This is a genomic window from Microbacterium enclense (genome assembly GCA_038182865.1).
Lineage (GTDB): Bacteria > Actinomycetota > Actinomycetes > Actinomycetales > Microbacteriaceae > Microbacterium > Microbacterium enclense_B.
The window spans coordinates 3200910-3223486 of sequence record CP116226.1 but is presented as its reverse complement, the minus strand read 5'-3'; the positions used below and the strand labels follow the sequence as shown (position 1 = coordinate 3223486).

The 22577-nt window shown below is 68.7% G+C and carries 23 protein-coding genes, 2 tRNA genes and 1 other RNA gene; 12 read left to right on the top strand and 14 right to left on the bottom strand.

Going from position 1 to position 22577, the window contains the following annotated elements:
• Window positions 1–35 precede the first annotated feature (35 nt).
• Both PIR02_15150 and PIR02_15145 read left to right on the top strand, forming a co-directional pair.
• On the top strand, window positions 36–1001 hold the full coding sequence (locus PIR02_15150; protein ID WZH36087.1) for a hypothetical protein: 966 nt from the start codon (window positions 36–38) through the stop codon (window positions 999–1001).
• 88 nt (window positions 1002–1089) lie between these two features.
• Entirely contained in the window at window positions 1090–1836 is a 747-nt protein-coding gene (locus PIR02_15145) for a hypothetical protein (GenBank protein ID WZH36086.1), read from the top strand.
• A gap of 141 nt (window positions 1837–1977) precedes the next feature.
• On the opposite strand, the gene PIR02_15140 is transcribed toward PIR02_15145, so the two are convergent.
• The 3 genes from PIR02_15140 to PIR02_15130 form a co-directional block, all read right to left on the bottom strand.
• Window positions 1978–2499, bottom strand: a complete 522-nt coding sequence (locus PIR02_15140) for an NUDIX domain-containing protein (GenBank protein WZH36085.1) — start codon at window positions 2497–2499, stop codon at window positions 1978–1980.
• A gap of 45 nt (window positions 2500–2544) precedes the next feature.
• Window positions 2545–2781, bottom strand: coding sequence for a hypothetical protein (locus tag PIR02_15135; protein ID WZH36084.1), 237 nt, complete (start codon window positions 2779–2781; stop codon window positions 2545–2547).
• 95 nt (window positions 2782–2876) lie between these two features.
• Window positions 2877–2949, bottom strand: a tRNA-Lys gene (locus PIR02_15130).
• Between the two features lie 101 nt (window positions 2950–3050).
• Here PIR02_15130 and PIR02_15125 point away from each other — a divergent pair.
• Both PIR02_15125 and PIR02_15120 read left to right on the top strand, forming a co-directional pair.
• The gene (locus PIR02_15125; GenBank protein WZH36083.1) at window positions 3051–3869 is read left to right on the top strand and encodes a histidinol phosphatase; all 819 of its coding nucleotides are present in this window, start codon (window positions 3051–3053) and stop codon (window positions 3867–3869) included.
• A complete protein-coding gene (locus PIR02_15120) occupies window positions 3866–4432 on the top strand; it encodes a hypothetical protein (GenBank protein WZH36082.1) in 567 nt (188 codons plus the stop codon). The genes PIR02_15125 and PIR02_15120 overlap by 4 nt, the downstream gene beginning before the upstream one ends.
• A gap of 6 nt (window positions 4433–4438) precedes the next feature.
• Here the strand turns inward: PIR02_15120 and PIR02_15115 are convergent, their stop codons facing one another.
• Window positions 4439–4705, bottom strand: a complete 267-nt coding sequence (locus tag PIR02_15115) for a hypothetical protein (protein ID WZH36081.1) — start codon at window positions 4703–4705, stop codon at window positions 4439–4441.
• A gap of 59 nt (window positions 4706–4764) precedes the next feature.
• On the opposite strand from PIR02_15115, the gene PIR02_15110 reads away from it, so the two are divergent.
• Window positions 4765–5304, top strand: coding sequence for a YaeQ family protein (locus PIR02_15110; GenBank protein WZH36080.1), 540 nt, complete (start codon window positions 4765–4767; stop codon window positions 5302–5304).
• A 76-nt stretch (window positions 5305–5380) separates the two neighbouring features.
• Here PIR02_15110 and ssrA read toward each other — a convergent pair.
• Window positions 5381–5750: a transfer-messenger RNA gene (gene ssrA / locus PIR02_15105) on the bottom strand.
• Between the two features lie 267 nt (window positions 5751–6017).
• Here ssrA and PIR02_15100 point away from each other — a divergent pair.
• Window positions 6018–6668, top strand: a complete 651-nt coding sequence (locus PIR02_15100; GenBank protein WZH36079.1) for an SIMPL domain-containing protein — start codon at window positions 6018–6020, stop codon at window positions 6666–6668.
• An 11-nt stretch (window positions 6669–6679) separates the two neighbouring features.
• Here the strand turns inward: PIR02_15100 and smpB are convergent, their stop codons facing one another.
• The 4 genes from smpB to prfB all read right to left on the bottom strand — a co-directional run bounded on the left by smpB (window position 6680) and on the right by prfB (window position 10336).
• Entirely contained in the window at window positions 6680–7156 is a 477-nt protein-coding gene (smpB, locus tag PIR02_15095; protein ID WZH36078.1) for an SsrA-binding protein SmpB, read from the bottom strand.
• 51 nt (window positions 7157–7207) lie between these two features.
• A complete protein-coding gene (gene ftsX / locus PIR02_15090; protein ID WZH36077.1) occupies window positions 7208–8125 on the bottom strand; it encodes a permease-like cell division protein FtsX in 918 nt (305 codons plus the stop codon).
• On the bottom strand, window positions 8122–9126 hold the full coding sequence (gene ftsE, locus PIR02_15085) for a cell division ATP-binding protein FtsE (protein WZH36076.1): 1005 nt from the start codon (window positions 9124–9126) through the stop codon (window positions 8122–8124). The genes ftsX and ftsE overlap by 4 nt, the downstream gene beginning before the upstream one ends.
• A gap of 100 nt (window positions 9127–9226) precedes the next feature.
• Entirely contained in the window at window positions 9227–10336 is a 1110-nt protein-coding gene (gene prfB, locus PIR02_15080) for a peptide chain release factor 2 (GenBank protein ID WZH36075.1), read from the bottom strand.
• Window positions 10337–10407: 71 nt separating this feature from the next.
• On the opposite strand from prfB, the gene PIR02_15075 reads away from it, so the two are divergent.
• The 3 genes from PIR02_15075 (at window position 10408) to PIR02_15065 (ending at window position 14392) form a co-directional block, all read left to right on the top strand.
• Window positions 10408–11646: an MFS transporter gene (locus tag PIR02_15075; protein WZH39022.1), complete on the top strand. Its 1239-nt coding sequence runs from the start codon at window positions 10408–10410 to the stop codon at window positions 11644–11646.
• A gap of 159 nt (window positions 11647–11805) precedes the next feature.
• Complete coding sequence (locus tag PIR02_15070) at window positions 11806–13590, top strand: M20/M25/M40 family metallo-hydrolase (protein WZH36074.1); 1785 nt, start codon at window positions 11806–11808, stop codon at window positions 13588–13590.
• A 148-nt stretch (window positions 13591–13738) separates the two neighbouring features.
• Window positions 13739–14392 (top strand): YoaK family protein, encoded by a 654-nt coding sequence (locus PIR02_15065; GenBank protein WZH36073.1) that lies wholly within the window; start codon window positions 13739–13741, stop codon window positions 14390–14392.
• Here the strand turns inward: PIR02_15065 and PIR02_15060 are convergent.
• On the bottom strand, window positions 14376–15398 hold the full coding sequence (locus tag PIR02_15060; protein ID WZH36072.1) for an NADPH:quinone reductase: 1023 nt from the start codon (window positions 15396–15398) through the stop codon (window positions 14376–14378). The two genes, PIR02_15065 and PIR02_15060, sit on opposite strands and share 17 nt — an antisense overlap.
• A gap of 248 nt (window positions 15399–15646) precedes the next feature.
• On the opposite strand from PIR02_15060, the gene PIR02_15055 reads away from it, so the two are divergent.
• Together PIR02_15055 and PIR02_15050 are read left to right on the top strand one after the other, a co-directional pair.
• Window positions 15647–15728: transfer RNA gene (locus PIR02_15055), tRNA-Leu, on the top strand.
• A gap of 51 nt (window positions 15729–15779) precedes the next feature.
• Window positions 15780–16523, top strand: a complete 744-nt coding sequence (locus PIR02_15050; protein ID WZH39021.1) for a VTT domain-containing protein — start codon at window positions 15780–15782, stop codon at window positions 16521–16523.
• 18 nt (window positions 16524–16541) lie between these two features.
• Here the strand turns inward: PIR02_15050 and PIR02_15045 are convergent, their stop codons facing one another.
• Window positions 16542–17393 (bottom strand): Ku protein, encoded by an 852-nt coding sequence (locus PIR02_15045; GenBank protein WZH36071.1) that lies wholly within the window; start codon window positions 17391–17393, stop codon window positions 16542–16544.
• Window positions 17394–17611: 218 nt separating this feature from the next.
• Between PIR02_15045 and PIR02_15040 the strand changes: the two genes are divergently transcribed.
• Window positions 17612–20065, top strand: coding sequence for an ATP-dependent DNA ligase (locus tag PIR02_15040; protein ID WZH36070.1), 2454 nt, complete (start codon window positions 17612–17614; stop codon window positions 20063–20065).
• Window positions 20066–20144: 79 nt separating this feature from the next.
• Here the strand turns inward: PIR02_15040 and PIR02_15035 are convergent, their stop codons facing one another.
• The 3 genes from PIR02_15035 to rdgB all read right to left on the bottom strand — a co-directional run bounded on the left by PIR02_15035 (window position 20145) and on the right by rdgB (window position 22577).
• Window positions 20145–21062 (bottom strand): cation diffusion facilitator family transporter, encoded by a 918-nt coding sequence (locus tag PIR02_15035; protein WZH36069.1) that lies wholly within the window; start codon window positions 21060–21062, stop codon window positions 20145–20147.
• Window positions 21063–21143: 81 nt separating this feature from the next.
• On the bottom strand, window positions 21144–21962 hold the full coding sequence (locus PIR02_15030) for a glycosyltransferase family 2 protein (GenBank protein ID WZH36068.1): 819 nt from the start codon (window positions 21960–21962) through the stop codon (window positions 21144–21146).
• Window positions 21963–21980: 18 nt separating this feature from the next.
• Window positions 21981–22577, bottom strand: a complete 597-nt coding sequence (gene rdgB, locus PIR02_15025) for an RdgB/HAM1 family non-canonical purine NTP pyrophosphatase (protein ID WZH36067.1) — start codon at window positions 22575–22577, stop codon at window positions 21981–21983.

Here is a 22577-nt window from a genome sequence, read left to right as displayed (position 1 = left end):
CGAAACTGTGCACACGGTGCGTGGAGGAGGTCGCGGTGACAGACGCGGAAATGGTCGGCGACATCACCGACGACGTGACCGATGTCGCGCGCGTGATGTCCGCGCTCGCCCCCTGGGGCGACGACGTCGCCGTCGATGAGACCGCCGGCTTTCCGGTGCTGTTCGCCCGCCGACCCGGTCGGATGTCGGGAGGGCTCATCTTCCGCGTCGGATGGGCGGACGAGCGCCTCTCCCGAGCCGGCATCACCCATCTCATCGAGCACCTGGCGCTCTCCGGTCTGCACGAGAGCCACTTCCCGTACGGCGGCGTCACTCGCGAGCTGACGACGCATTTTTACGCGCAGGGCACGTCTGAGCAGATCGTGACCTTCCTCAACGGCGTGACCTCTGCACTCGGCCGCGGCCTTCCGTGGGAGCGGATCCCCCGGGAGAAGAACATTCTGCAGACCGAGGAACTCGGCCACTCCTGGGCGGCGGCCGCGCGCCACCGGCTGGAACGTCACGGCGCCCAGGGCCGCGGACTGAACGGGTACGGCGCCGCCGGGCTCGATGCGATCACCGAGGCCGACGTCCGGGAGTGGCTCGCTCGGTACTTCACCGGCGGCAACGTCATCGGCTGGATCTCAGGAGAGCACCTGCCGGAGGGGCTCGAAGCATACCTGCCGACGGGGATTCGCCGAGCGGTTTCCCCCCTCCACCATCCTGGAGTCGATGCCGGCCGTCTTCCCCGGGCCGCCGAGCCTTCTCGTCATCGATGCCCTCGTCGCACGCTCACCTGCTGCGTCGGTGTTCGCACGGCTCGTGAGCCGGCTGTTGACACGCGGGCTGCGGCACGAGGCAGCGCTGTCGTACACAGCCTCCTGCGAGATCGAAGCGATCGATGCCGATACTTCCCGGCTCAGCATCGCCGCCGATGCCAAGCCGGAGAACCAGTCGGAGCTCGTCGCCCGAGTGTTCGAGATCCTCTCGCGGGTGCGATCGGGCGACATCGACGTCGATGATCTCCACGCTTCGGCACACACTCCGCGCGCAGAACCCTCCCCCCTCGAGTTCGCAGAGAGTCTCCCCGAACTCGCAACGGAGATCGTGATGGGACACGACATCGTTACGCCCGTCGAACGGGATCGACGTCGAACCGCCGTCAGCATCGACGACATTCGCGAGGTCGCGGAGCAACTCTTCGCATCCGCCCTCGCACAATCGCCAACAGGTGAGGTTCCGGATGAGAGCTTCCGGACCCTCAGCCCGTCGTCGGAGACGGCCGTCACGGGACGGGTGCATCCCCTCTTCGGCGTGAAGGATCACGCCCTGTACATCGCCCCCGACGGAATCAGTCTGCGGGAGCACGGACGCGTCTACACCGTGGCCTTCGACGACTGCGTCCTCCTCGAGCGCTGGCCGGACGGCGCTCGTCGCCTGACCGGCGTCGATGGGTTCCAGGTCGTCGTGGAGCCCACTCTCTACGCGAACCTCTCTCGCGAGATCATCAGAGGGATCGACGCCTCGGTCGGTGTCGACGCGATTGTGGATCGGCCCGCGCGGGCCGTCGAAGACATCCCCCGCCCGCCCGCCCTTCCTGCGCGCGTACCCGCGGTCGCCCGCCGGATCCCCGGGTTCGGCATCGCGGCCATCGTGATCCTCATCCTCTTCCTCGTGGGCGCCGGACTCACCTTCAACGATGCGCTCCATATCGACACCCCGTTCAGCGACGGAACGGTCGCCAGCGGCGCGACGGTCGTCGGCGGCATGGTGACCTGCGCCGTGCTCGCGGTGATCTCGGCCGCGCTCTTCGCCGCCGAGTACGCCCGCCGTCGTCGCCGGAGTTCCCAGGGCTGACGGCGACCGTCCACGGCGGTGCGCCGGCCCACGTCCCGGGTCAGGGCGTGGCACATGGACGAGCGGGACCGGTGGCTCCGGATGCCGCCCCGCATGGGCCTGCTGTGAGGGGCAGGGTCGCGTGCGTGCGCTGCAGGACCGTCAGGCGACGCGCGTCGCCTCGTGCGCCAGCGTGTCCCACAGCTGCTCGAAGCGGGCGTTCCACGGCGAAGCGAACATCCCCGCCTGCCAGCGGCGCTTCACCTCGTCGAGCGTCACCCACTCGGCATCCTGCACCTCTTCGGGATCGGGCACGGGCACGGGCTCCCCCTCGACCCTCCCGAGCCAGAGATCGAACAGCGCGCGTTCCTCGACCACGCGCCCGACGAGCACGAGGTCGTCGGGCGCGATGACGAGCCCCGTCTCCTCTTCGAGCTCGCGCGAAGCGCCACGCCTGCTCGATTCGGCCCGGAGGGCGCTGCCCGCCGGGAACTCCCACGCGAGCGGGTAGTCCTTCCCCGGCGCACGGAGGCTGACGAGCAGCCGTCCGGTCGACGAGACGACACAGACGGATGCCACGATGTGGAACGCCCCCTCGGGTACCGGGCCGTCGCCGCGCCGGTGCAGCGTCCCGGTCGGCGTTCCGTGGATGTCGGTCACGTCCCAGATCTCGTCATCGGCCATGGGGACATCTTCCCGGACAGACGGGCGTTCTCGACCCCCGAGACGTCACTCGTCTCCGTCGGCGCGCCCCGTGCGGAAGAGCACAAGCACCCGAACCTCCCACGCGACCGTCGCACACGCCCAGAGCATCAGGAACCCCGCGACGGCCCACTGCGCCACCGAGTAGTCCAGCAGCGTGGCGCTCAGCGCGGCGAGGACGACGAAGCCGACAAGCACGAGGAGGGAGAAGCCGAGGAGCGCGACGTGCGTTCGCCGCGTGAGGCCGTACAGCTTTCTCGCCACGGGTTCAGACTACGCAGGGCCGATGTCGTCTGAATGGATGAGCGCAAAAGAAAACCGCCTCGCACGAGAAAACATCGTGCGAGGCGGTTTGTCGGTGCACCCCCTGGGACTCGAACCCAGAACCCACTGATTAAGAGTCAGTTGCTCTGCCGATTGAGCTAGAGGTGCGTTCCGCGGGCCGAAACTCACGTTCCGAACCGAGGGATTACGTTACCAGGCGTGACAGGGCCTCACCAAATCGGCCCAGGGTCGCCGGTTATCCTGGAGCCGTGTCACACACCCCCGACGAGACCCTCCCCGCCCTCGCCGACGACCTCGCGCTCGCTCTGCGCCTGGCCGATGCCGCTGACGCGGTCGCGATGGCGCGCTTCGATGCCGACGACCTCCGCATCGATACGAAGGCCGACCGTTCGCACGTCACCGAAGCCGACCTGGCGACGGAGCGCGCGATCCGAGAAATCCTCGACGCCGAGCGCTCCGACGACGCCATCCTGGGCGAGGAGTACGGCACCTCGGGCGACACCTCGCGGCGCTGGGTGATCGACCCGATCGACGGCACCCACAACTACATGCGCGGCATCCCGATCTGGGCAACTCTGATCGCGCTGAGCGTCGATGGGGTGCCGGTCGTCGGAGTCGTGAGTCAGCCCGCGCTCGGGCGCCGCTGGTGGGCGGCCACGGGCCACGGTGCCTGGACGAACACCCCCGGAGGCGAACCGCGCCGAATTCATGTGTCCGACGTCGATGACGTGTCGCGCTCCAGCATCAGCTTTCAGAGCATCGAGCAGTGGAACGATGTCGATCTGCTGCCGACCCTTGACCGGTTGTCGCGCGCCGTATGGCGCGATCGCGGGTACGGAGACGCCCTCCCCTACATGTGGCTCGCCGAGGGGCGTCTCGAGCTCGTCGCCGAGTTCGGTGTGAAGGAGTACGACATCGCGGCGATCGCGGCGATCGTGCGGGAGGCGGGCGGGCGGTTCACCGCCTTCGACGGTTCCGACCGCCTCGATGCAGCGTCGTCGTTCGCGACGAACGGCATCCTGCACGACGCCTTCTTCGCCCTCGTCCACGACGAGGGCAGCGCGTGACCCGTCGGCTCGCTCTTGCCCTCGCGGCCGCCGCCCTCACGGCCGTCGCGCTGACCGGCTGTTCTGCACCGGCTCCCGTCCCGACCGCGGCCGCGGCGACCCCGAGCGACGGAGCCACACCGCAGGCCTCCGCCCCCCAGGAGAGCACGGAGCCAGAAGCGGCGGGCGACCCCACGTGCGAGACGATCATCCCCCAGAGCACCGCCGACGACTTTCTCAGTCTGGGGTGGAGCGTCAGCGCTGAACCGTTCCGTATCGGCGCGACCGAGATCGACGGGGGCATCCAGTGCAAGTGGGGTGACCAGAAGATCACCACGGACCGGGTGCAGATGTTCGGCTGGGCCCCGATCGACGAGGCCGGCGCCGCCGAGGCCGAGCGCGATCTGCTCGCCTCGGGCTGGCGCCGCGAAGATGGCCCCGCCGGCACCTACATCACCGAGAACCCCGCGTGGGCGATCAGCAAAGACAGCGACGGATACGGCATCACCTACCTCTTCGGAGACGGCTGGGTCAAGCTCGCCGACACGCGTCAGAGTCTCCTCCTCGTCGAGGGTCCCTCCTGACCGGAGTCAGCGATACGGATTGACCGCCGCGGCATCCTTCGCCGCGACGAACCCCTCGTCCCACGCGTCTCCGCGCGCTTCGCGTTCGCGCCACAACTCATCGGCACGGCGAACGCGTTCGGCGAAGGCGACCCAGTCGCTCCAGCTCGCCGTGATCCCGGATGCCTCTCCCCCGGCGCCCGCGCGCGGAACGGCGGTCCACGTTGCGGCGTCGGGCGTGGGTGCCAAGTGGAACGGGCCGACGTCGATGCGGAGCGCGCGAGGATCTGGCATCCCTCGACGCTAAGCGCTCGGCGAGGGCGGCGACAAGCACTCGCGTAGGCTCGACCCTCGTGGCTATCGGCGCGACCATTCATACCTTCACGGTGCAGCTCTCCGACGTCGATCGCGGCGTGTACGACGAACTGTCGATCCGGGTGGCGCGGCATCCGTCCGAAACCGACGCGTACATGCTGACGCGTGTGCTGGCCTACTGCCTCGAGTACGAGGAGGGCATCGATTTCAGCGAGGGCATCTCGGCCACAGACGAGCCCGCCGTCCTCGTCCGCGACCTGACGGGCGCGCTGGTCGCGTGGATCGAGGTCGGGGCCCCGGATGCCGCGCGCCTGCACACCGGCAGCATGAAGGCCGCTCGCACCGCCGTCTACACGCACCGCGACCCCGACAAGGTCGCCGCTGCGTGGGCCGGGAAGCGGATCCACCGGGGAGAGGACGTGCTGTTGCACAGCTTCGAGCCCGGGTTCGTCGAGCGGATGGCCGGGCACCTCGAACGACGCAGCACCGCCACCCTCACCCGCACCGAGGGTCGGATCTACCTCGAGCTCAACGGTGTGTCCGACGAGACCGACATTCGTACCCGCTCGGCCGTCTGAGCCTCCGGGGAAACGACGACGCCCCCGCCCCCACCGAAACGGGTGAGAGCGAGGGCGTCGTCGAGGTGACAGTGGCTCGTGGAGCTGGGGGGAATCGAACCCCCGTCCAACGCTGGGTCTCCGCGTTTTCTCCGGGCGCAGTCTGTGAAGACGTTCTGCTCGGCTCCGACCTTTGTCACAGACACCTAAGTCGACAAGCCCAGCCTGGGAAAAGTCCCGTATGACGTCCAGACGCCGTCACACAGCAAGACCCCTAAATGACGCCAGGATCCGTGGCGGGGTCACACACGGTCTGACGGACTATCGGGCTCGCTTAGGCAGCGAGGGCGAAGTCAGTGCGCTTAGCATCGGCACTTATTGTTTTGCAGGGAGCGTTTACGAGATAACCCCACATCCTCGGCCCGCTTCTCGCGGGTTCGCAGGCGCTGTCGAAACCGATCAGCCCCGGGAACTCCGTCAGGAGCGGCCACTGTCACACTGTTGAATTACCACCTCGGGAACCGTCTTCGTCAGCGGGACCCGAGCATCACAGTGTACAACGTCTCACGAGGCTCCGTGATTCCCTCGGCACCCCGGGCCGTTGCGCGGAGTCCGTTCACGGCGCGCCGCCCGCGGCATCCATCCCACGGCGTGTCGACCACGAACTCCTCACGACGGTCCGCGGCGCCCCGGGCCGGGGCCACCCGCCGACCATCCTCACGTAGGCTCACGGCATGAGCGAGGTCGTCATCACCGTGCGAGGAGAGAGCAACGCCCGCGTGCGCGCCGAGGAAGCCGCCGTCCGCGTCACCGTGGTGACCGACGGACCCGCCCGCGGACCCGTCGTCGAACGGGCCCAGGAACGAGCCTCCTCCGTCCAGGACGGGCTCGTCGCCCACCTTCGCTCCGGAGAGGTGTCCGAGTGGTCGAGCGCGCGCGTGTCGGTCTGGTCGGACCGCCCCTGGAACAACGACGGGGTGCAACTCCCCCTCGTCCATCACGCCGCCGTTGAGCTTTCGGCCACCTTCACCGACGCAGGAGCCCTGTCGTGGTGGCTGGGCGACGTCGCCGAGTCGGACGACGTGCAGGTCACCGCTGTGGAGTGGCGCCTGTCTGCTGAGACCCGCGCCCGTGTGGAGCGCGACGTCGCCGCCGACGCCGTGCACGTCGCGGTGGAACGCGCCACCGCGTACGCGGACGCCTTGGGGCTGGCATCCGTCGCCGCTGTCGAGATCGCGGATGCCGGGCTCCTGGCGGCCCGCCCCGAGAATGTCGGGCCGTTCGCCGCTCGCGCGATGTCGGCCGACAATGGACCGTCGTTCAGCCTGCAACCGCCCGAGATCGTCGTGACCTCGACCGTGGAAGGGCGCTTCCGCGCGGAGTGAGCCGTCGGCGCTCAGTCGCCGAGGCGGTTCTTCGTGCGCATGGCCCGTTCGGCCTCGCGCTTGTCTTCGCGCTCGCGGATCGTCTGCCGCTTCTCGAACTCGCGCTTACCCTTGGCGACGGCGATCTCGACCTTCGCCCGCCCGTCGAGGAAGTACAGCCGCAGGGGGACGAGGGTGTAGCCGCCGGCCGCCACGGCGTGCGAGAGCCTCACGATCTCGTCTTTGTGCAGCAGCAGCTTCCGGGTGCGCTTGGCCGAATGGTTCGTCCAGTGACCCTGCGAATACTCGGGAATGTGCACGGCGTCGAGGAACGCCTGTCCCCCGTCGATGTAGGCGTACCCATCGGTGAGATTCGCGCGCCCCTGGCGCAGCGACTTCACTTCGGTTCCCGTCAGAACGAGACCCGCTTCGTACGTCTTCTCGATGGCGTAGTCGTGACGCGCCTTCTTGTTCGACGCGATGAGCTTTTCTCCCTGCTCACGAGGCATGGTGCCACCTCCTCATGATCATGGGCACACAGAGCCCCTCAGCTTACAGGATCAGGTGCGCAGCCAGCGTCGGATGGCGAAGCCGGCGCTGAGGGCGGCCAGCACGACGCCGATGACCACGATCACCGGCACGACGATGGCGACGTCGGCGAGACCGACCCACGACGTGATGAAACTGATCCGGTCGCGCAGGTAACGCTCCACGCCGACCTGCACGATCGCCCACACGGCGACGCTCGCGAGAGCGGAACCGATGAGGGCCGCGAGGACCCCCTCGAGGATGAACGGCGTCTGGATGAATCGGTTGGACGCGCCCACGAGGCGCATGATCCCCAGCTCCTTGCGTCTCGCGAACGCGGAGAGACGGATGGTCGTCGCGATCAACAGCACCGCGGCGACGAGCATGAGACCGGCGATGCCCACGGCGACGTACGTGGCCACGGTGAGCGACTGGAACAGCGGCTCCAGGTACTGCATCTGGTTGGTCACCTCTTCGACCCCGGTCTGGCCGCTGAACGCCTCGGCGATCACGTCGGACTGGTTCTGGTCGACCAGGTTGATGTTGAAGGTCGCGTTGAACTGGTCCGCCGTCACCACGCCGGCGATGTCGGACGACAGCAGGCCCTGCGCGTTCTGGAACGCCTCGTCGCTCGTCGAGAAGGTGTAGTCGCGGATGAGGGGGCGGAGCGCGTCGCCGTCGAGCGTCGCACGCACCGCGTCGATCTGCTCCTGCGTGGCCGCTTCGCCGGCGTTGCACGTCGGCTTGTCCGACACCGTCGAGCACATGAACACCGCCACCTGGGCGCGGTCGGCCCAATACGACTGCATCTTGCCGATCTGCATCTGCATGAGCATCGCCGCGCCGACGAAGGTCAGCGAGACGAAGGTCACGAGGATGACCGAGATGACCATCGACGCGTTGCGGCGGAGACCGGAGAAGGCCTCCGACAGGATCAGCCCGAACCTCATGACGTGGGTCCCACTTCGTCGTCGCGGTCTTTCTTGTCGGCGAGCCCCAGTTTGTCGGCGAGACCGAGCGCATCGACGTCGGGGGTACTCACCGGAATCGATCGCGTGTTCGTGCCGGGCTCGCGCTGTTCGGTCGCCGTGGGAGTGGTCACGGCCGGCTCGGATGCCGGAGCGGACTCGGATCCCTCGGGGCCGCGCAGCGGCTCGACCGGACCCGTGATGCTCGTGACCTCGCGCTGCACCTCGAGCACCGCGGTGAGGGCCGCGACAGCGGCGGCGCCCTTCTCGACCTCGGGTGCCAGCACGGGGAGTCCGGAGCGGTCGCCGTAGCCGCCGTGGCGCTCGTCGCGCACCATCTCACCGTTGCTCAGCTCGATGACGCGGCGCTGCATCTGGTCGACGAAGCCGGCCTCGTGCGTGGCCATGACGACCGTCGTACCACCGGCGTTGATCCGTGCGAGCAGCCGCATGATGTCGATCGAGGTGCCCGGGTCGAGGTTTCCGGTGGGCTCGTCGGCCAGCAGCACCTGGGGACGGTTCACGAGGGCACGGGCGATGGCCACCCGCTGCTGCTCACCACCCGAGAGCTCATGCGGGAGACGCTTCTCTTTCCCGTCGAGACCGACGAGAGCCAGCACCTCCGGAACGGCCTGCTGCACGAACCCGCGCGAGGCTCCCGTGACCTGCAGCGTGAACGCGACATTCTGGTGCACGGTCTTGTTGGGCAGCAGACGGAAGTCCTGGAACACCGAGCCGATATGGCGACGGAAGTAGGGAACCTTGCGGTTCGACAGAGTGCGCAGATCTCGACCGAGCACGACGACGCGCCCGTCGCTCGGGGTCTCGGCCCGCAGGATCAGCTGCAAGCACGACGACTTCCCCGACCCCGAGGCGCCGACGAGGAAGACGAACTCTCCACGCTGCACCTCGAAGTCGACCGCGCTCAGCGCGGGCTTCGTGGTGCCGCGATACCGCTTGGTGACATTCTCGAACCGGATCATGGCTCGACGAGCCTAAGCGCGCCTCTCGCGGAGCCTGACAGGACGCGCCGTGTCGGCATCCGGGAAAACCCTATGGATGCTGACGCCCGCGGCATCCGACTCAGTCGTCGTCTTTGCGCTTGCGCCAGCGGATGCCGGCCGCGATGAGACCGTCGAGGTCGCCGTCGAAGACCACCGCGGGGTTGCCGACCTCGTAGCCGGTGCGCAGGTCTTTCACGAGCTGCTGGCCGTAGAGGAAGTAGGAGCGCATCTGGTCGCCCCAGCTCGCGGTGATCGTGCCCGCGAGCTCCTTCTTCTTGGCGGCCTCTTCTTCGCGCTTGAGCAGCAACAGACGGGTCTGCAGCACGCGCATGGCGGCGGCACGGTTCTGGATCTGCGATTTCTCGTTCTGCATCGAGACGACGAGCCCGGTGGGGAGGTGCGTGATGCGCACGGCCGAGTCCGTCGTGTTGACGGACTGGCCGCCCGGGCCCGACGAACGGAACACGTCGACGCGGATATCGCCCTCGGGGACCTCGACCTCGACGGCTTCTTCCATGACCGGGATGACCTCGACCGCGGCGAAGCTCGTCTGCCGCTTGTCGGCGCCGCCGAACGGACTGATGCGGGCGAGACGGTGAGTACCTGCCTCAACTGACAACGTGCCATAGGCGTACGGCACGTCGATCTCGAACGTCGCCGACTTGATGCCCGCGCCCTCGGCGTACGAGGTGTCCATGACCTTCACCGGGTACTTGTGACGCTCCGCCCAGCGGAGGTACATGCGCAGCAGCATCTCGGCGAAGTCGGTGGCGTCGTCGCCCCCGGCCCCCGAGCGGATGGTGACGACGGCCGAGCGCGCGTCGTACTCGCCGTCGAGGAGCGTCTGCACCTCGAGCTGGCCGATCACGTCTTTCAGTGAAGAGAGCTCGCGGCGGGCCTCATCGGCGGAGTCTTCGTCGTCCATCTCGATCGCGAGCTCGACGAGCACCTCGAGGTCGTCGAGACGCTGCTCGATCTCGGTGATGCGCTTCAGCTCGGCCTGGCGGTGGCTGAGCCGGCTGGTCACCTTCTGCGCGTTGTCGACGTCGTCCCACAGGTCGGGAGCGCCGGCCTCTTCACTGAGGCGGTCGATGTCGGCGGTGAGTGCGTCGACGTCGACCACGGCCTGGATATCGGCGAAGGTCGAGCGCAGCGCCTGGATGTCGGCGGTCAAATCGAGTTCGAGCATTTGCGATCAAGCCTATCGTGGACACGGTGACCGACGACTCTCCGCGGAACGTGCTGGTGCGCTTCGCCCCCATGATCTACGGCCCCACCCTGCTCTTCGCGGTGGGGGAGGGAGCCGTCATCCCGCTCATCCCGGTCATCGCCGATCGCCTGGGAGCCGACGTCGCCCTGGCCGCTCTCGTCGCGGCCGCTCTCGTCGTCGGGCAGCTGTGCGGCAACATCCCCGCCGGGTGGGCCGTCGCCCGCTTCGGGGAGAGACTGACCATGGGGGTGGCGGGCATCGTCATCCTCGGAGGCCTGGTCGGGGTGGTGTTCGCCGGAACCCTGGCATTCTTCGCGGCAGCCGTGTTCCTCATCGGGTTCTGCGCCGCGTCGTTCGCCCTCGCCCGCCATTCGTTCATGACGACGCGCGTTCCCCTGCATTTCCGTGCTCGCGCCCTGTCCCTCCTCGGTGGGACCTTCCGCCTCGGCATGTTCGTCGGCCCATTCATCTCTGCGGCTCTGCTCGGGATCTTCGGCGACGAGACGGCATCCATCATCTTCTTCGCCGTCTGCCAGGTGGCGACTATTCTTCTGGTCTTCCTCGGACCCGATCCCGAGAAGGCCGTGCCGGTGGGTGCCGCCGCGCCGCGGCTGTCGGCCGACGGAGACTCGCGCGACGCCGAAGACACCGGCGAAGCCGTCACCGGCGCGATCCCGACCGTCGAGCGCGTCGGCGTCTTCCGCACGATGTGGCGCTTCCGTGCCGTGCTGGCGCGCCTCGGCCTCGCGGCCGCCTCACTCTCGGCGGTGCGCTCGGCGCGGCAGGTCGTGTTGCCTCTGTGGGGCGTCTCGCTCGGCCTTGACGCCTCGACGATCGCCGTCGTCGTCGGCGTCTCGGGAGCCATCGACTTCGCGCTGTTCTACGCGAGCGGTCAGGTCATGGACCGCTTCGGGAGACTATGGGCTGCCCTTCCCGCGATGGTGCTCATGGGAGCGGGGTTCTTCGCACTCGCCTTCACGCACGACCTCGACAGCGCATCGATGTGGTTCGCGATGTTCGCCGCTGTGTTGGGAGTCGGCAACGGTCTGTCCAGCGGCATCCTGCTCACTCTCGGCGCCGACATCGCGCCTCAGGAGGAGCCCGCCGCATTCCTCGGGTCATGGCGCACACTGACGGATGCCGGTGGCGCCTTCGCCCCGGTGCTGATCTCCGCCGTCACAGCGGCGATGTCTCTGTCGGGCGCTGTCGCGGTGATGGGCGTCGTCGCCGCCCTCGGGGCCATCGGATTCGTGCGGTGGGTGCCGCGTTACGTTCCTTGGAAACGCTGATTTCATCGCCGGGATTGTTTCGACCCCGTAAAAATTACGGCCGCTCTTGTTGTTTTCGCTGATCTGCGGACAGAATCAAAGCGCGATCGTCCTCTCCGGACGACGCGTCATTCCCCCTGGATGATGCGGGCATCGATGCCCGCGGAGAGGTGCATACCTGTGCCCAGAAACACCCTGCTCCCCCCACCCCGGCGTCTGCGACGCGCGTCCGCGATCGCCGCGACCTCCGCTCTCGTCGGCGGCGCCCTCATGATCGCGCCCGCGGCGTTCGCCGCTCCGGAGACGGAAGCGCCGAACGACCTCGGTCTGACCGGCGCCGACGTCATGTCGCACCTCGAACAGTTCTCGGCGATCAGCGAGTCGTACGCCGATGAGGGGTATCGCACGTGGAACGGTCCGGGCTACGAGGCCGCCGCCCAGTACGCCGAGAAGGTGCTGGAGGATACGGGAGCGTTCACCGTGTCACGGCAATCGTTCGACGTGCCGTACTCCGAGTTCGGTGAGGCGTCGCTCACGGTCGACGGCACGACGTACACGGGGTCGCACTTCGACAACAGCGAAGGAACCGACGCCCCCTACACCGGGGCGCTCGCCCTGCCCGTCTCGGCTGATGGTGGCCACCTCGGTTGCGAGACCGGCGACTTCGCCGACGTGCCGGCCGGCTCGATCGTCCTGATCCAGCGCGGTGTCTGCACGTTCGAGCTCAAGATCGACAACGCGTCGGCTGCCGGCGCGGGCGCGGTGTTCGTCTACAACAACGAGCGTGCCCCCGAAGAGGGCGTCTCCCCCGAGGACCAGCTCACCAACGTCGGCTCGGGCCCCCGCAATGAAGAGGACTCCCCCGCGGCCACCCTCCCGCAGGCCAGCGGCGACACCCTCGCCGCCCTCGTGACGGCGGCCCCTGAGGACGCTCCCGTCGAGGGCACCGCGGTCATCGAGAAGCAGTTCCTCGTCGGTCAGACGTTCAACATCATCGCCGACAGCACCGCCGGTGACCCCGACGACACCGTCGTCATCGGCGCCCACCTCGACGGCGTCGCCGAAGGTCCGGGCGTGAACGACAACGCGTCGGGATCGGCGGCGATCCTCGCCCTGGCCGAGAGGATCGCGGCATCCGAGGTCCCCAACGACAAGCGCATCCGTCTGGCCCTGTGGGGTGCCGAGGAGATCGGACTGCTCGGCTCGACCGCGTACGTCAACGACCTCGTCGCCAACGACCCCGCCGAGTGGGACCGCATCTCCTCCTACCTCAACTACGACATGATCGGCTCCGAGAACTTCACCGTCGGTGTCTACGACGCCGATCAGTCCACGCACGAAGCGCCGGTCGAGATCCCCGAAGGATCGATCGAGCTCGAGAAGATCTACACCGACTACTTCGACGCGATCGACCAGCCCTGGATCGACACCGAGTACTCGGGGCGCTCGGACTACCAGGCGTTCATCGACAACGGCGTGCCCGCCGGCGGGCTGTTCTCGGGTGCCGATGACATCAAGACCGAGGAGCAGGCCGAGCTGTTCGGCGGCACGGCCGGGGTCTTCATGGACCGCAACTACCATACGGTCAACGACACGCTCGCAAACGTCAACCGCGACTCGGTCGACATCTTCGCCCCCGCGATCGGCCACGCCGCCGCCGCGCTCGCCTGGGATGCGGCGGTCGAGCCGTCGCCCGAGCCGACGGAGCCTTCGCCCGAGCCCACGACGGAGCCGACCGCGCAGCCCACTGCCGAGCCGACGGCCGAGCCCACCGCGCAGCCGACCGCTCAGCCGAGCCCCTCGCCGAGCACGACGACGGGTCCCGGCCCGCGCGACGACCTCGCTCAGACGGGTTCTGACGTCGACGGATCCCCCCTCCCCGCGATCGGTGCCGGCATGCTCGTCCTCGGCGCGCTGATCGCGGGGGGCACCGTGATCGCCCGCCGCCGCAGCACCCAGGAGTAAGCACCACCCATCGACCGTCGGGGTCGTGTGCCGCGTGCACACGGCCCCGACGGCTTTCCGTTCCTCGACACCGCTCGCCTGCCGTCGATTTGCCCGTGCGGCGCGGGGCCACGAGGATGCACCCAGGCCTAGAGGATCGGGGGACGCGATGAGAGACGTCGACCGTGGCTCACTCGCGCTGTCAGCCGGACTCGCGGCGGTCGCCGGCTTCGTGGACGCGATCGGCTTCCTCGACACCGGGGGCTTGTTCGTCTCCTTCATGAGCGGCAACTCGACGCAGGGAGCGGTCGATCTGCTCGACGGAGGTCTCTCGGTCACCCTCGTCTCGGCCGGGATCATCACGGCCTTCGTGCTCGGAGTCGCCGTCGCGGCGGCCGTGAGCACACGCCTCTCACACCCGCGCCCGTGGGTGATCGCCGGAGCGGCAGTCGCGGTGGCCCTCGCCGCGACGCTCGCGCTGGGCGGCCCGCAGACCCTGTGGAGAGCGGGGCTCCTCGCCGCGGGGATGGGCGCCCTCAACACGCTGTTCCTCGCCGATGGTCGCGCGCGGGTCGCCATCACCTACGCCACGGGAACGCTCGTGAGCCTGGGCCTCGCCATCGCGTCTCTCGCCACCGGTGGCTCCCGAACAGCCTGGATGCGGCCCCTGCTGTTGTGGTCCGCCCTCGTGGCGGGAGCGGTCGTCGGCGGGCTCGCCCACCGGCTGGGCAGCCCGGTCGCGCTGGGAATCGCGGCGATGGTGCTCCTCGGCGCAGCCGTCGTGATCGGCGTCCGCGGACGGGCCGTCAGTCCTCGTCGGTGACCCGGACGAGCACCTTGCCGACAGCGCCGTCCGCGACGGCGTCGTGCGCCGCCGCCGTCTCCGCCAGCGGGAACCACGTCACCGGGAGCCCGGCGGACTCTCCCACGGGAAGCGCACCGGCCGCGACGGCCGCGGAGACGTCTTCAGCGGCGGCGCGGAGAGCATCCTCGCCCACCGTGTAGAGAAGCAGTCCCTGCCATCTCACGTTCTTCGCGAAGCTCGCGCGCACGGCCGCGGTGAAGCTGTCACCGCCGTTGTCGGCGTAGTAGCCGATGCTGCCGTGATTCGCGACGACCTCGACGTCGAGTCCGGCGTTGTCGGCGATCGCGACCTCGACGATGTGCTCGACACCGTTCGGGGCCAGATCCCGGATGCCGGCGGCCAGGGCTTCGCTCGGGTACTGGAGCACGTGATGAGCGCCGGCCGCCCGTGCGAGCGCCTCTTTTTCGTCGCTGCTCACGGTGGCGATCACCGTGCCCCCCGCCCAGACCGCCAGCTGGATGGCTGCGTGGCCCACGGCGCCTGCCCCTCCCTGAACCAGGACGGTCCGCCCCGCCAGCGCGCCGGGCGCAAGGCGCGCAGGGCCGTGTTCGTGGACGGTGAGCGCGCGATGGGCGGTCATCGCCGGCACTCCCAGGCTCGCGCCGAGCGCGAACGATGCACCATCGGCCAGGGGAACGGCCCGCGCGGCGGGGATCACGGCGTACTCGGCGGCGGTGCCGGTGGGACGCTCGTGCTGAGCGAGGTAGACCCAGACCCGCTGGCCGACCGAGACCGACGAGACGCCCTCGCCCACGGCATCCACCGTTCCGGCGCCGTCCTGATTCGGAGTGACCTCGGCGAACGAGAACGGCCGACCGCCCTCGCGGGCCTTCCAGTCCGTCGGGTTCACCCCCGACACGGCGATACGCACGCGCACCTCTCCGGGTCCGGGAGCGGGGGTCGCGCGCTCGACGAGCGTGAGGACGGAGGAGTCACCGGTTCGCGTGTACGTGATCGCCTGCATGCCAAGGACAAGCCGCGGAGACCCGCCCGCATTCCTTCGGCGTGTCGGACGCAGGTTCGCCACACGTGCGCGACGAGGAGCGTTCTCGTCGCCTTCGGCGTCTTCTTCTCCTCCGAGGTGCCCGGTTCCGCCGAGACGACATCCATCTGACCTGCAACGCCGCCACCGTCGTCCCGGGTGAGATCGCCGGGGGTTGACGGCTGGTTCACATCGTGCGAACCTCGCGCGCGCATAGACTGATGCCACTCGCGGGAGTGGTGAAATCGGTAGACACGCAGGATTTAGGTTCCTGTGCCTTCGGGCGTGGGGGTTCAAGTCCCCCCTTCCGCACGACGGCTGCCGCACCCCGCATAGCCTCTCCGACCCGACGGGACCGATGTGATCCACCCCACCGCTCTGCTCCCGTGGCTCGACCCGGCGACGATCATCACCAACTCGCAGCCCTGGGCTCTGCTCGTGGTGTGCTTCATCATCTTCGCCGAGACGGGCCTGCTCATCGGCTTCCTGCTGCCCGGCGACACGTTGCTGATCATGGCGGGGCTCTTGTCGCACTCGACGCCCGCCGCGCCGAACGGAGTGTTCGGGATCAACGCGTGGTGGGTGGCTCTCGCGATCGGTTTCGCCGCCTTCATCGGCGGGGAGGTCGGCTACTACATCGGCCACAAGGCCGGGCCGTCGATCTTCGAGCGAAAAGACTCGGGCATCTTCAGCCGGAAGAACGTCGACCGCACGAACGCGTTCTTCGAGCGTTTCGGCGGACTCACGGTGATCCTCGCCCGTTTCGTGCCGGTCGTCCGCACCTTCGCCCCGATCGCCGCAGGTGTCGGCCACATGCCCTGGCGCAAGTACACCCTCTACAACTTCATCGGCGCGGTCATCTGGGGCATCGGGCTCACGATGCTCGGCTACGCGGTGGGCTACATCCCCTTCATCCGTGACATCGTGACCGAGTACATCGACGTGATCCTGCTCGCCGCGGTCGCCGGCACCGCGATCTTCATCGCGATCCACTACTTCCGCGAGCGGGCCGCCGCCAAGCGCGAGGGCACGATCACGCACGCGGAGGCGGAGTCTCTGGCCCTCGATCCGAAGACCCTCGAAGACGGCGACCAGCCCACGCGCTGAGCCCCACCGGCGGGCCGGTCAGGACGCCTTCGAGCTCTTCTTCTTCGCGGGAGCCTTCTTCTCGGGTTCGTCCTTCTCCGACCGGGCGGCCCTGCTGCGCTCGACGCTCGCGCGGAGCGCCTCCATGAGGTCGATGACCTCTCCCCCGTCTTCCTCCTCCTGCTTCCCGAAGGTCGCGTCGGTGTCGATCGCGTCGCCCTGCTCGAGCTTGGCGTCGATGAGGGTGCGGAGCTCCTCCTGGTACTCGTCGGTGAACTCCTCGGGGTCGAAATCCTTCGAGAAGCTCTCGACGAGGGATGCCGACATCTCCAACTCCTTCGCGGAGATGCGCACACTCTCCTCCAGCGCCGGGAACGCCGCCTCGCGCACCTCGTCGGCCCAGAGCAAGGTCTGCAGCACGAGCACATCGTCGCGCACGCGAAGGGCGGCGAGCCGGGTCTTCTGGCGCAGCGAGAAACGCACGATCGCGGTGCGATCGGTCTGTTCCAGGGTCTTGCGCAGGAGCACGTAGGCCTTGGGCGAGGACGAGTCGGGCTCCAGGTAGTAGGCCTTGTCGAGCGTCAGCAGATCGACCTGGTCGCTCGGCACGAACTCGACGACCTCGATCTCCCGACTGCGCTCGCTCGGCAGCGACGCGAGGTCGTCCTTGGTGAGGACGACGGTCTGCTCGCCATCGTCGTAGGCGCGGTCGATGTCGCTGTACGGCACGACTTCGCCGTCGATCTCGCAGATCCGCTGGTAGCGGATACGCCCGCCGTCCTTGTTGTGCACCTGATGCAGCGAGACGTCGTGGTCTTCGGTCGCCGAGTACACCTTGACGGGCACGTTGACGAGGCCGAACGTCAGAGCGCCCTTCCAGATCGATCGCATGGCACCAGTGAACACCGAAAGACAGGGGATGCCGAGACCCTTGCGCGTCGGCCACCGCCCCTTTCGTCGAACCGCGCGCGAAACTCCTGAACAATCGGCCGACGTCGCGCATCCGGATAGCGGCTGGCCCGGCGTGGCCCCGAAGCTCAGGAGTTTCGCACGCCCGGCGGGCGCAACCCCCTCGGTATCCGGCACCTCTCGCGCTCTACGCTGGGGCGATGGTGGAACAGACGGTGCGCATCGGTGGGCGCCGCCTGCGCCTGTCGAATCTCGACAAGGTGCTCTACCCCGAAACGGGAACAACCAAGGGCGAGGTGATCGACTACTACTCGCGCATCGCGCCGCGCCTTCTTCCCCACGTCGCCGATCGTCCCGTCACACGCAAACGCTGGCCCGACGGGGTGGGCACCGAAACGGAGCCCGGCGAGCCGTTCTTCGCGAAGGCGCTCGAGCCGGGGGCGCCGGCGTGGGTGCGGCGGTTCCCGATCGATCACTCCTCGGGCGCCAAGGACTACCCACTCGTCGACGACCTCCCGTCCCTCGTCTACCTCGCCCAGGTCGCCAGCCTCGAGCTCCACGTCCCTCAGTGGCGGTTCTCCCCCGGTGGCGAACGGAAGAACCCTGATCGTCTCGTCCTCGATCTCGATCCCGGTCCGGGCGTCGGTCTCGCCGAATGCGCGGAGGTCGCCCGATGGGCTCGGGCGATCCTCCAGGACATCGGTCTCGAGCCCTTCCCGGTGACCAGTGGCAGCAAGGGCATCCACCTGTACGCCCACCTCGACGGCCGTCACTCCAGCGACGGAGCCAGCGCGGTCGCGAAAGAGCTCGCGCGCGCGATTGAAGCCGACCACCCCGATCTCGTCGTGAGTCAGATGTCCAAGGCCGCACGCCCGGGCAAGGTCTTCATCGACTGGAGCCAGAACAACGGCTCCAAGACGACGATCGCGCCGTACTCGCTACGCGGGCGCGCCCAGCCCACCGTCGCGGCTCCCCGCACGTGGGACGAGCTCGACGATCCGGTTCTGCGCCACCTGCTCTTCTCCGAGGTCCTCGAGCGGGTGGGCGATCCCCTCGCCCCGGTCGAGCGCGACTCCGACCCTCTTCGCGCCTACATCTCGAAGCGCACACCGGGTAGGACCCCCGAGCCCGTCCCCGAGGCTCCCCACGGCGCGTCCCCTCCGGAAGGTCTCCCCCGCTTCGTCATCCAGGAGCATCACGCCTCGCGCCTGCATTGGGACCTGCGCCTCGAACACGATGGCGTCCTGGTGAGCTGGGCCGTCCCGAAGGGCGTTCCCGCGACGACCGCGAAGAACAGTCTCGCCGTCATGACCGAGGACCACCCCATGCAGTATCTCGACTTCGCCGGTGAGATCCCGCGCGGAGAGTACGGCGCCGGCGTCATGACCGTCTGGGACACCGGAACCTACGAACTCGAGAAGTGGCGCGACGACGAGGTGATCGCGACCTTCGAGGGGCGGCCCGACGGCCCTCTCGGCCGGGTGCGCCTTGCTCTCATCCGCACGGAGGGACGCGGCGAGAAGTCGCAGTGGCTGCTGCACCGCATGAAGACGGATGCCTCGGGCCGCCTGCAGAGCGACGGGCAGCCCGTCGTCCCCCTCGACCACGGGGCGACGGTGTCGACGGTACGGTCCGCGTCCCCCGTACCGTCGACCGAGGCGGCGACGGCGCGCGCCGCGTCGACCCCTGACCTCCGCCCGATGCTGGCGATCTCGACCACCCCGGGCCTCGCTCGAGACGCCGCCGAGCGCTGGGGCCGCGCGTGGGTGGAGATGAAGTGGGACGGCATCCGGGGTATCGGTCTCTGGGACGGCGAGCGGCTCCGCCTGCGCTCCCGCAACGGCAACGACCTGACCGCGACCTATCCCGAGCTGACCGCGGTCGATCTCGAGCTGGGATCCGATCCCGCGATCCTCGACGGCGAGATCGTCGCCCTCGACCCGCAGGGCCGACCGAGCTTCCCCCTGCTGCAGAAACGGATGAACCTCGCGCAACCCCGAGAGATCGAGCGCGAAGCACGGCGCACCCCCGTGCAGCTCTACCTCTTCGACGTCCTGCGCGTGGGTGATCGCGACGTGGCATCCCTGCCGTTGATCGAGCGGCGCGGCATCCTCGAAGCCCTCGCGGAGGGTGCCACGGCCCCGGTCGTCGTTCCCCCCGTCTTCGACGACGTCGAAGCCGGCGTCGCCACCAGTGGCCGGTTCGGCCTCGAGGGGGTCGTCGTGAAAGACCCCGAATCGACGTATCGTCGTGGCGAGCGGTCGGAATCGTGGCTGAAGGTCAAGCATTCGCGGACCCAGGAGGTCGTGATCGGCGGGGTCCGGCCGGGCAAGGGCAATCGCGCAGGCACCATCGGGTCGCTCCTGGTGGGCGTCCCCGGAGCGGACGGTCTCCAGTACGCCGGTCGCGTCGGTTCGGGCTTCGGCGAGCAGACGCTCGCGAAGCTCACCGACCTGCTCGGTCCCCTCGGCAGCGCCGTCGACCCGTTCGTGGGCGTGCCCGCGGCCGACGCCCGCGATGCCGTGTGGGTCCGCCCCGAGCTCGTGGCCGAGGTGGAGTTCGCGGAGTTCACGCCCGGTGGCATCCTTCGTCAAGCCCGCTGGCGGGGGCTTCGCCCCGACAAGGACCCCAGTGAGGTCGTTCGCGAGAGCTGACGCCCCGCCCGCGCCCGCAGCGCGGACGCACGCCCGCCGCAGCCTCCGGCGAAACGCGAGGGCGTGGCCCGGCCCCGCGCTACGCGTGGTGCGTGTCGTGCTCGACGTGACCGACCGGCTCGAGCTGGAACGTCGAGTGCTCCACGTCGAAATGGTCGGCGAGACAGCCCTGGAGGCTCTCGAGGATGCGTGCCGCGCGGCCGTCGGTCATCGCCGCGTCCTCCACGATCACGTGCGCGCTGAACACCGGCGCTCCACGGGTGAGCTGCCAGACGTGGACGTCGTGGACGTCGATGACGCCGTCGGTCCCGCGCAGGTGCTCTCGAATCTCGGCGACCTGCACGTCGACGGGCGCCGACTCCGTCAGCACGACGACGACCTCGCGCATCAACCCGATCGCCCGCGGGACGATGAGCACCGCGATGAGCAGCGAGGCGATGGCATCCGCCTGCGTGAAACCCGTCGTCACGATGACGATCGCCGCGATGATGACCGCGACCGATCCCACGAGATCACCAAGTACCTCGAGATATGCCCCTCGCACGTTGATACTGCGCTTCTGCGCGCGCCCCAGCAGCCACATCGAGATCGCGTTGGCGACCATGCCCACCGCGGCCACGACGAGCATGAGGCCGCCCTCGACCTCGGCCTCGGCCGGCACGAGAAGGCGCTGAACGGCCTCGAAGCCCACCCACGCGCACAGCACGATCAGGATGACGGCGTTCGCGAGAGCACCGAGGACCTCTGCGCGCTGGTAGCCGAACGTGCGGCGGTCGTCGGCGGGGCGCGAGGCGATGGCCGTGGCGATCAGCGCGACGACGAGGGCCGCGGCGTCCGTGAACATATGCGCCGCGTCGGCGAGGAGGGCGAGGGAGCCCGACAGGATCGCCCCGACGATCTGCACGACCATCACCGACGCCGTGAGCGTCAGGGCCGTGGCGAGAAGGCGCCGGTTGCTGGCATCCCGGATGCCGCCGGCAGGGGCGTGATCGTGCATGGCTCCAGGCTAGGCGGGGCACAGGTGGGCTCGCGCGGTTTCGCCGTAGTCGGGAATGAGAACGGGTGTCGCTCTCGCCCTTCAGCGTCGAAGGCCCGCGAGCTGCGCCTGGATGCGCCGGTGCGCGTGCAGCGCGGGGTACACCCCGAGGAAGACCGCCATCGGCGCGCGTAACCGCATGTCGCGGATCCCGTGCGCGGAGTACGTGTTCTCGAAACGGTCGACGTAACGACGGAAGTCTCGGGGGCGATCGTCGAGGCGTCGCGCCGACATCCCGGCGACCATCGCGGAGCGATACGCGATGCGATGTCCGCCGAGGGCGAGGTGGACCGCGATGTCGAGGTCTTCGTGCATGACGTCGTCCTCGTCGTCGCAGAGGAACTCCCGCACGTCGCGCCAGGAGACCGCCCGGACGGCCATGTTGCTGCCGAACAGGAACACGAAATCGCCGGCGAGGCGAACCTGGAGGCGGCGCAACGCGTCGTCGACCTGCTGTCCGGTCGCCCGCAGCGGGAGGTCGTAATACTCGACGGGGCCGGAGACAGCGTCGATCTCTCCCGAGGCGAACGCGCGAGCGACCTGGGCCACCCAATCGGGCTTGAGCGCGGTGTCGGCGTCGATGCGGCCGAGCACCTCACCGGTGGCGGCATCCATTCCCGCGTTGCGGGTCGGCACCAGACCCTGACGGTCATCCTGACGGAGAAGTCGGATGCCGGCGTCCGGGTGATCTGCGATGAACCGCCGAACGACCTCGCGTGTGCCGTCCGTCGAGCGGTTGTCGACGACGAGCACCTCCGCCGCGGGCACCGTCTGCCCCACGATCGCCGCGAGGCAGCGCGCGATCACCGCCTCCTCGTTGAAGGCGGGGACGATGATCGACACCGAAGGAAGGGGCTTCACGCCTCCCTTCTTACAGGCTCACAGTTTCTGCAAGAGGGGCGTCAGGTTACGGAATGCCCTCGCGCGATGCGACTGCGCGTTCTTCTCGGCAGCGGTCCACTCGCCGACGGTCCGCTCGTCGGACGCGGATTGCCCGTCGGGGATGAAGATCGGGTCGTACCCGAATCCGCCCGGGCCTGCCGGGGCGGTCGCCAAGCGTCCGGGCCAGCGCCCCTCGACGGTGTCTGCACGGCCGTCGGGGCGCACGAGAGCGATCACCGAGACGAACTGCGCGGTGCGGTGCGGGTCGGCGACGTCGGAAAGCTGGTCGAGCAGCAATTCGAGATTGGCCGTCGCGTCCTTCTTGTGTCCGGCCCAGTACGCCGAGAAGACCCCCGGCGAGCCGCCCAGAACATCGACGGCGACACCCGAATCGTCGGCGAGGGCCGGCAAGCCCGTGTGCGCCGCGGCTGCCCGCGCTTTGATCAGCGCGTTGGCCGCGAAGGTCACGCCGTCTTCGACGGGTTCGGGACCGTCGTAGCCGACGACCTCGAGATCTGGGCGGACCTCGGCGACAATCGCCTGGAACTCCTCGACCTTGTGCGGGTTGTGGGTGGCCAGGACGACGCGCTTCAT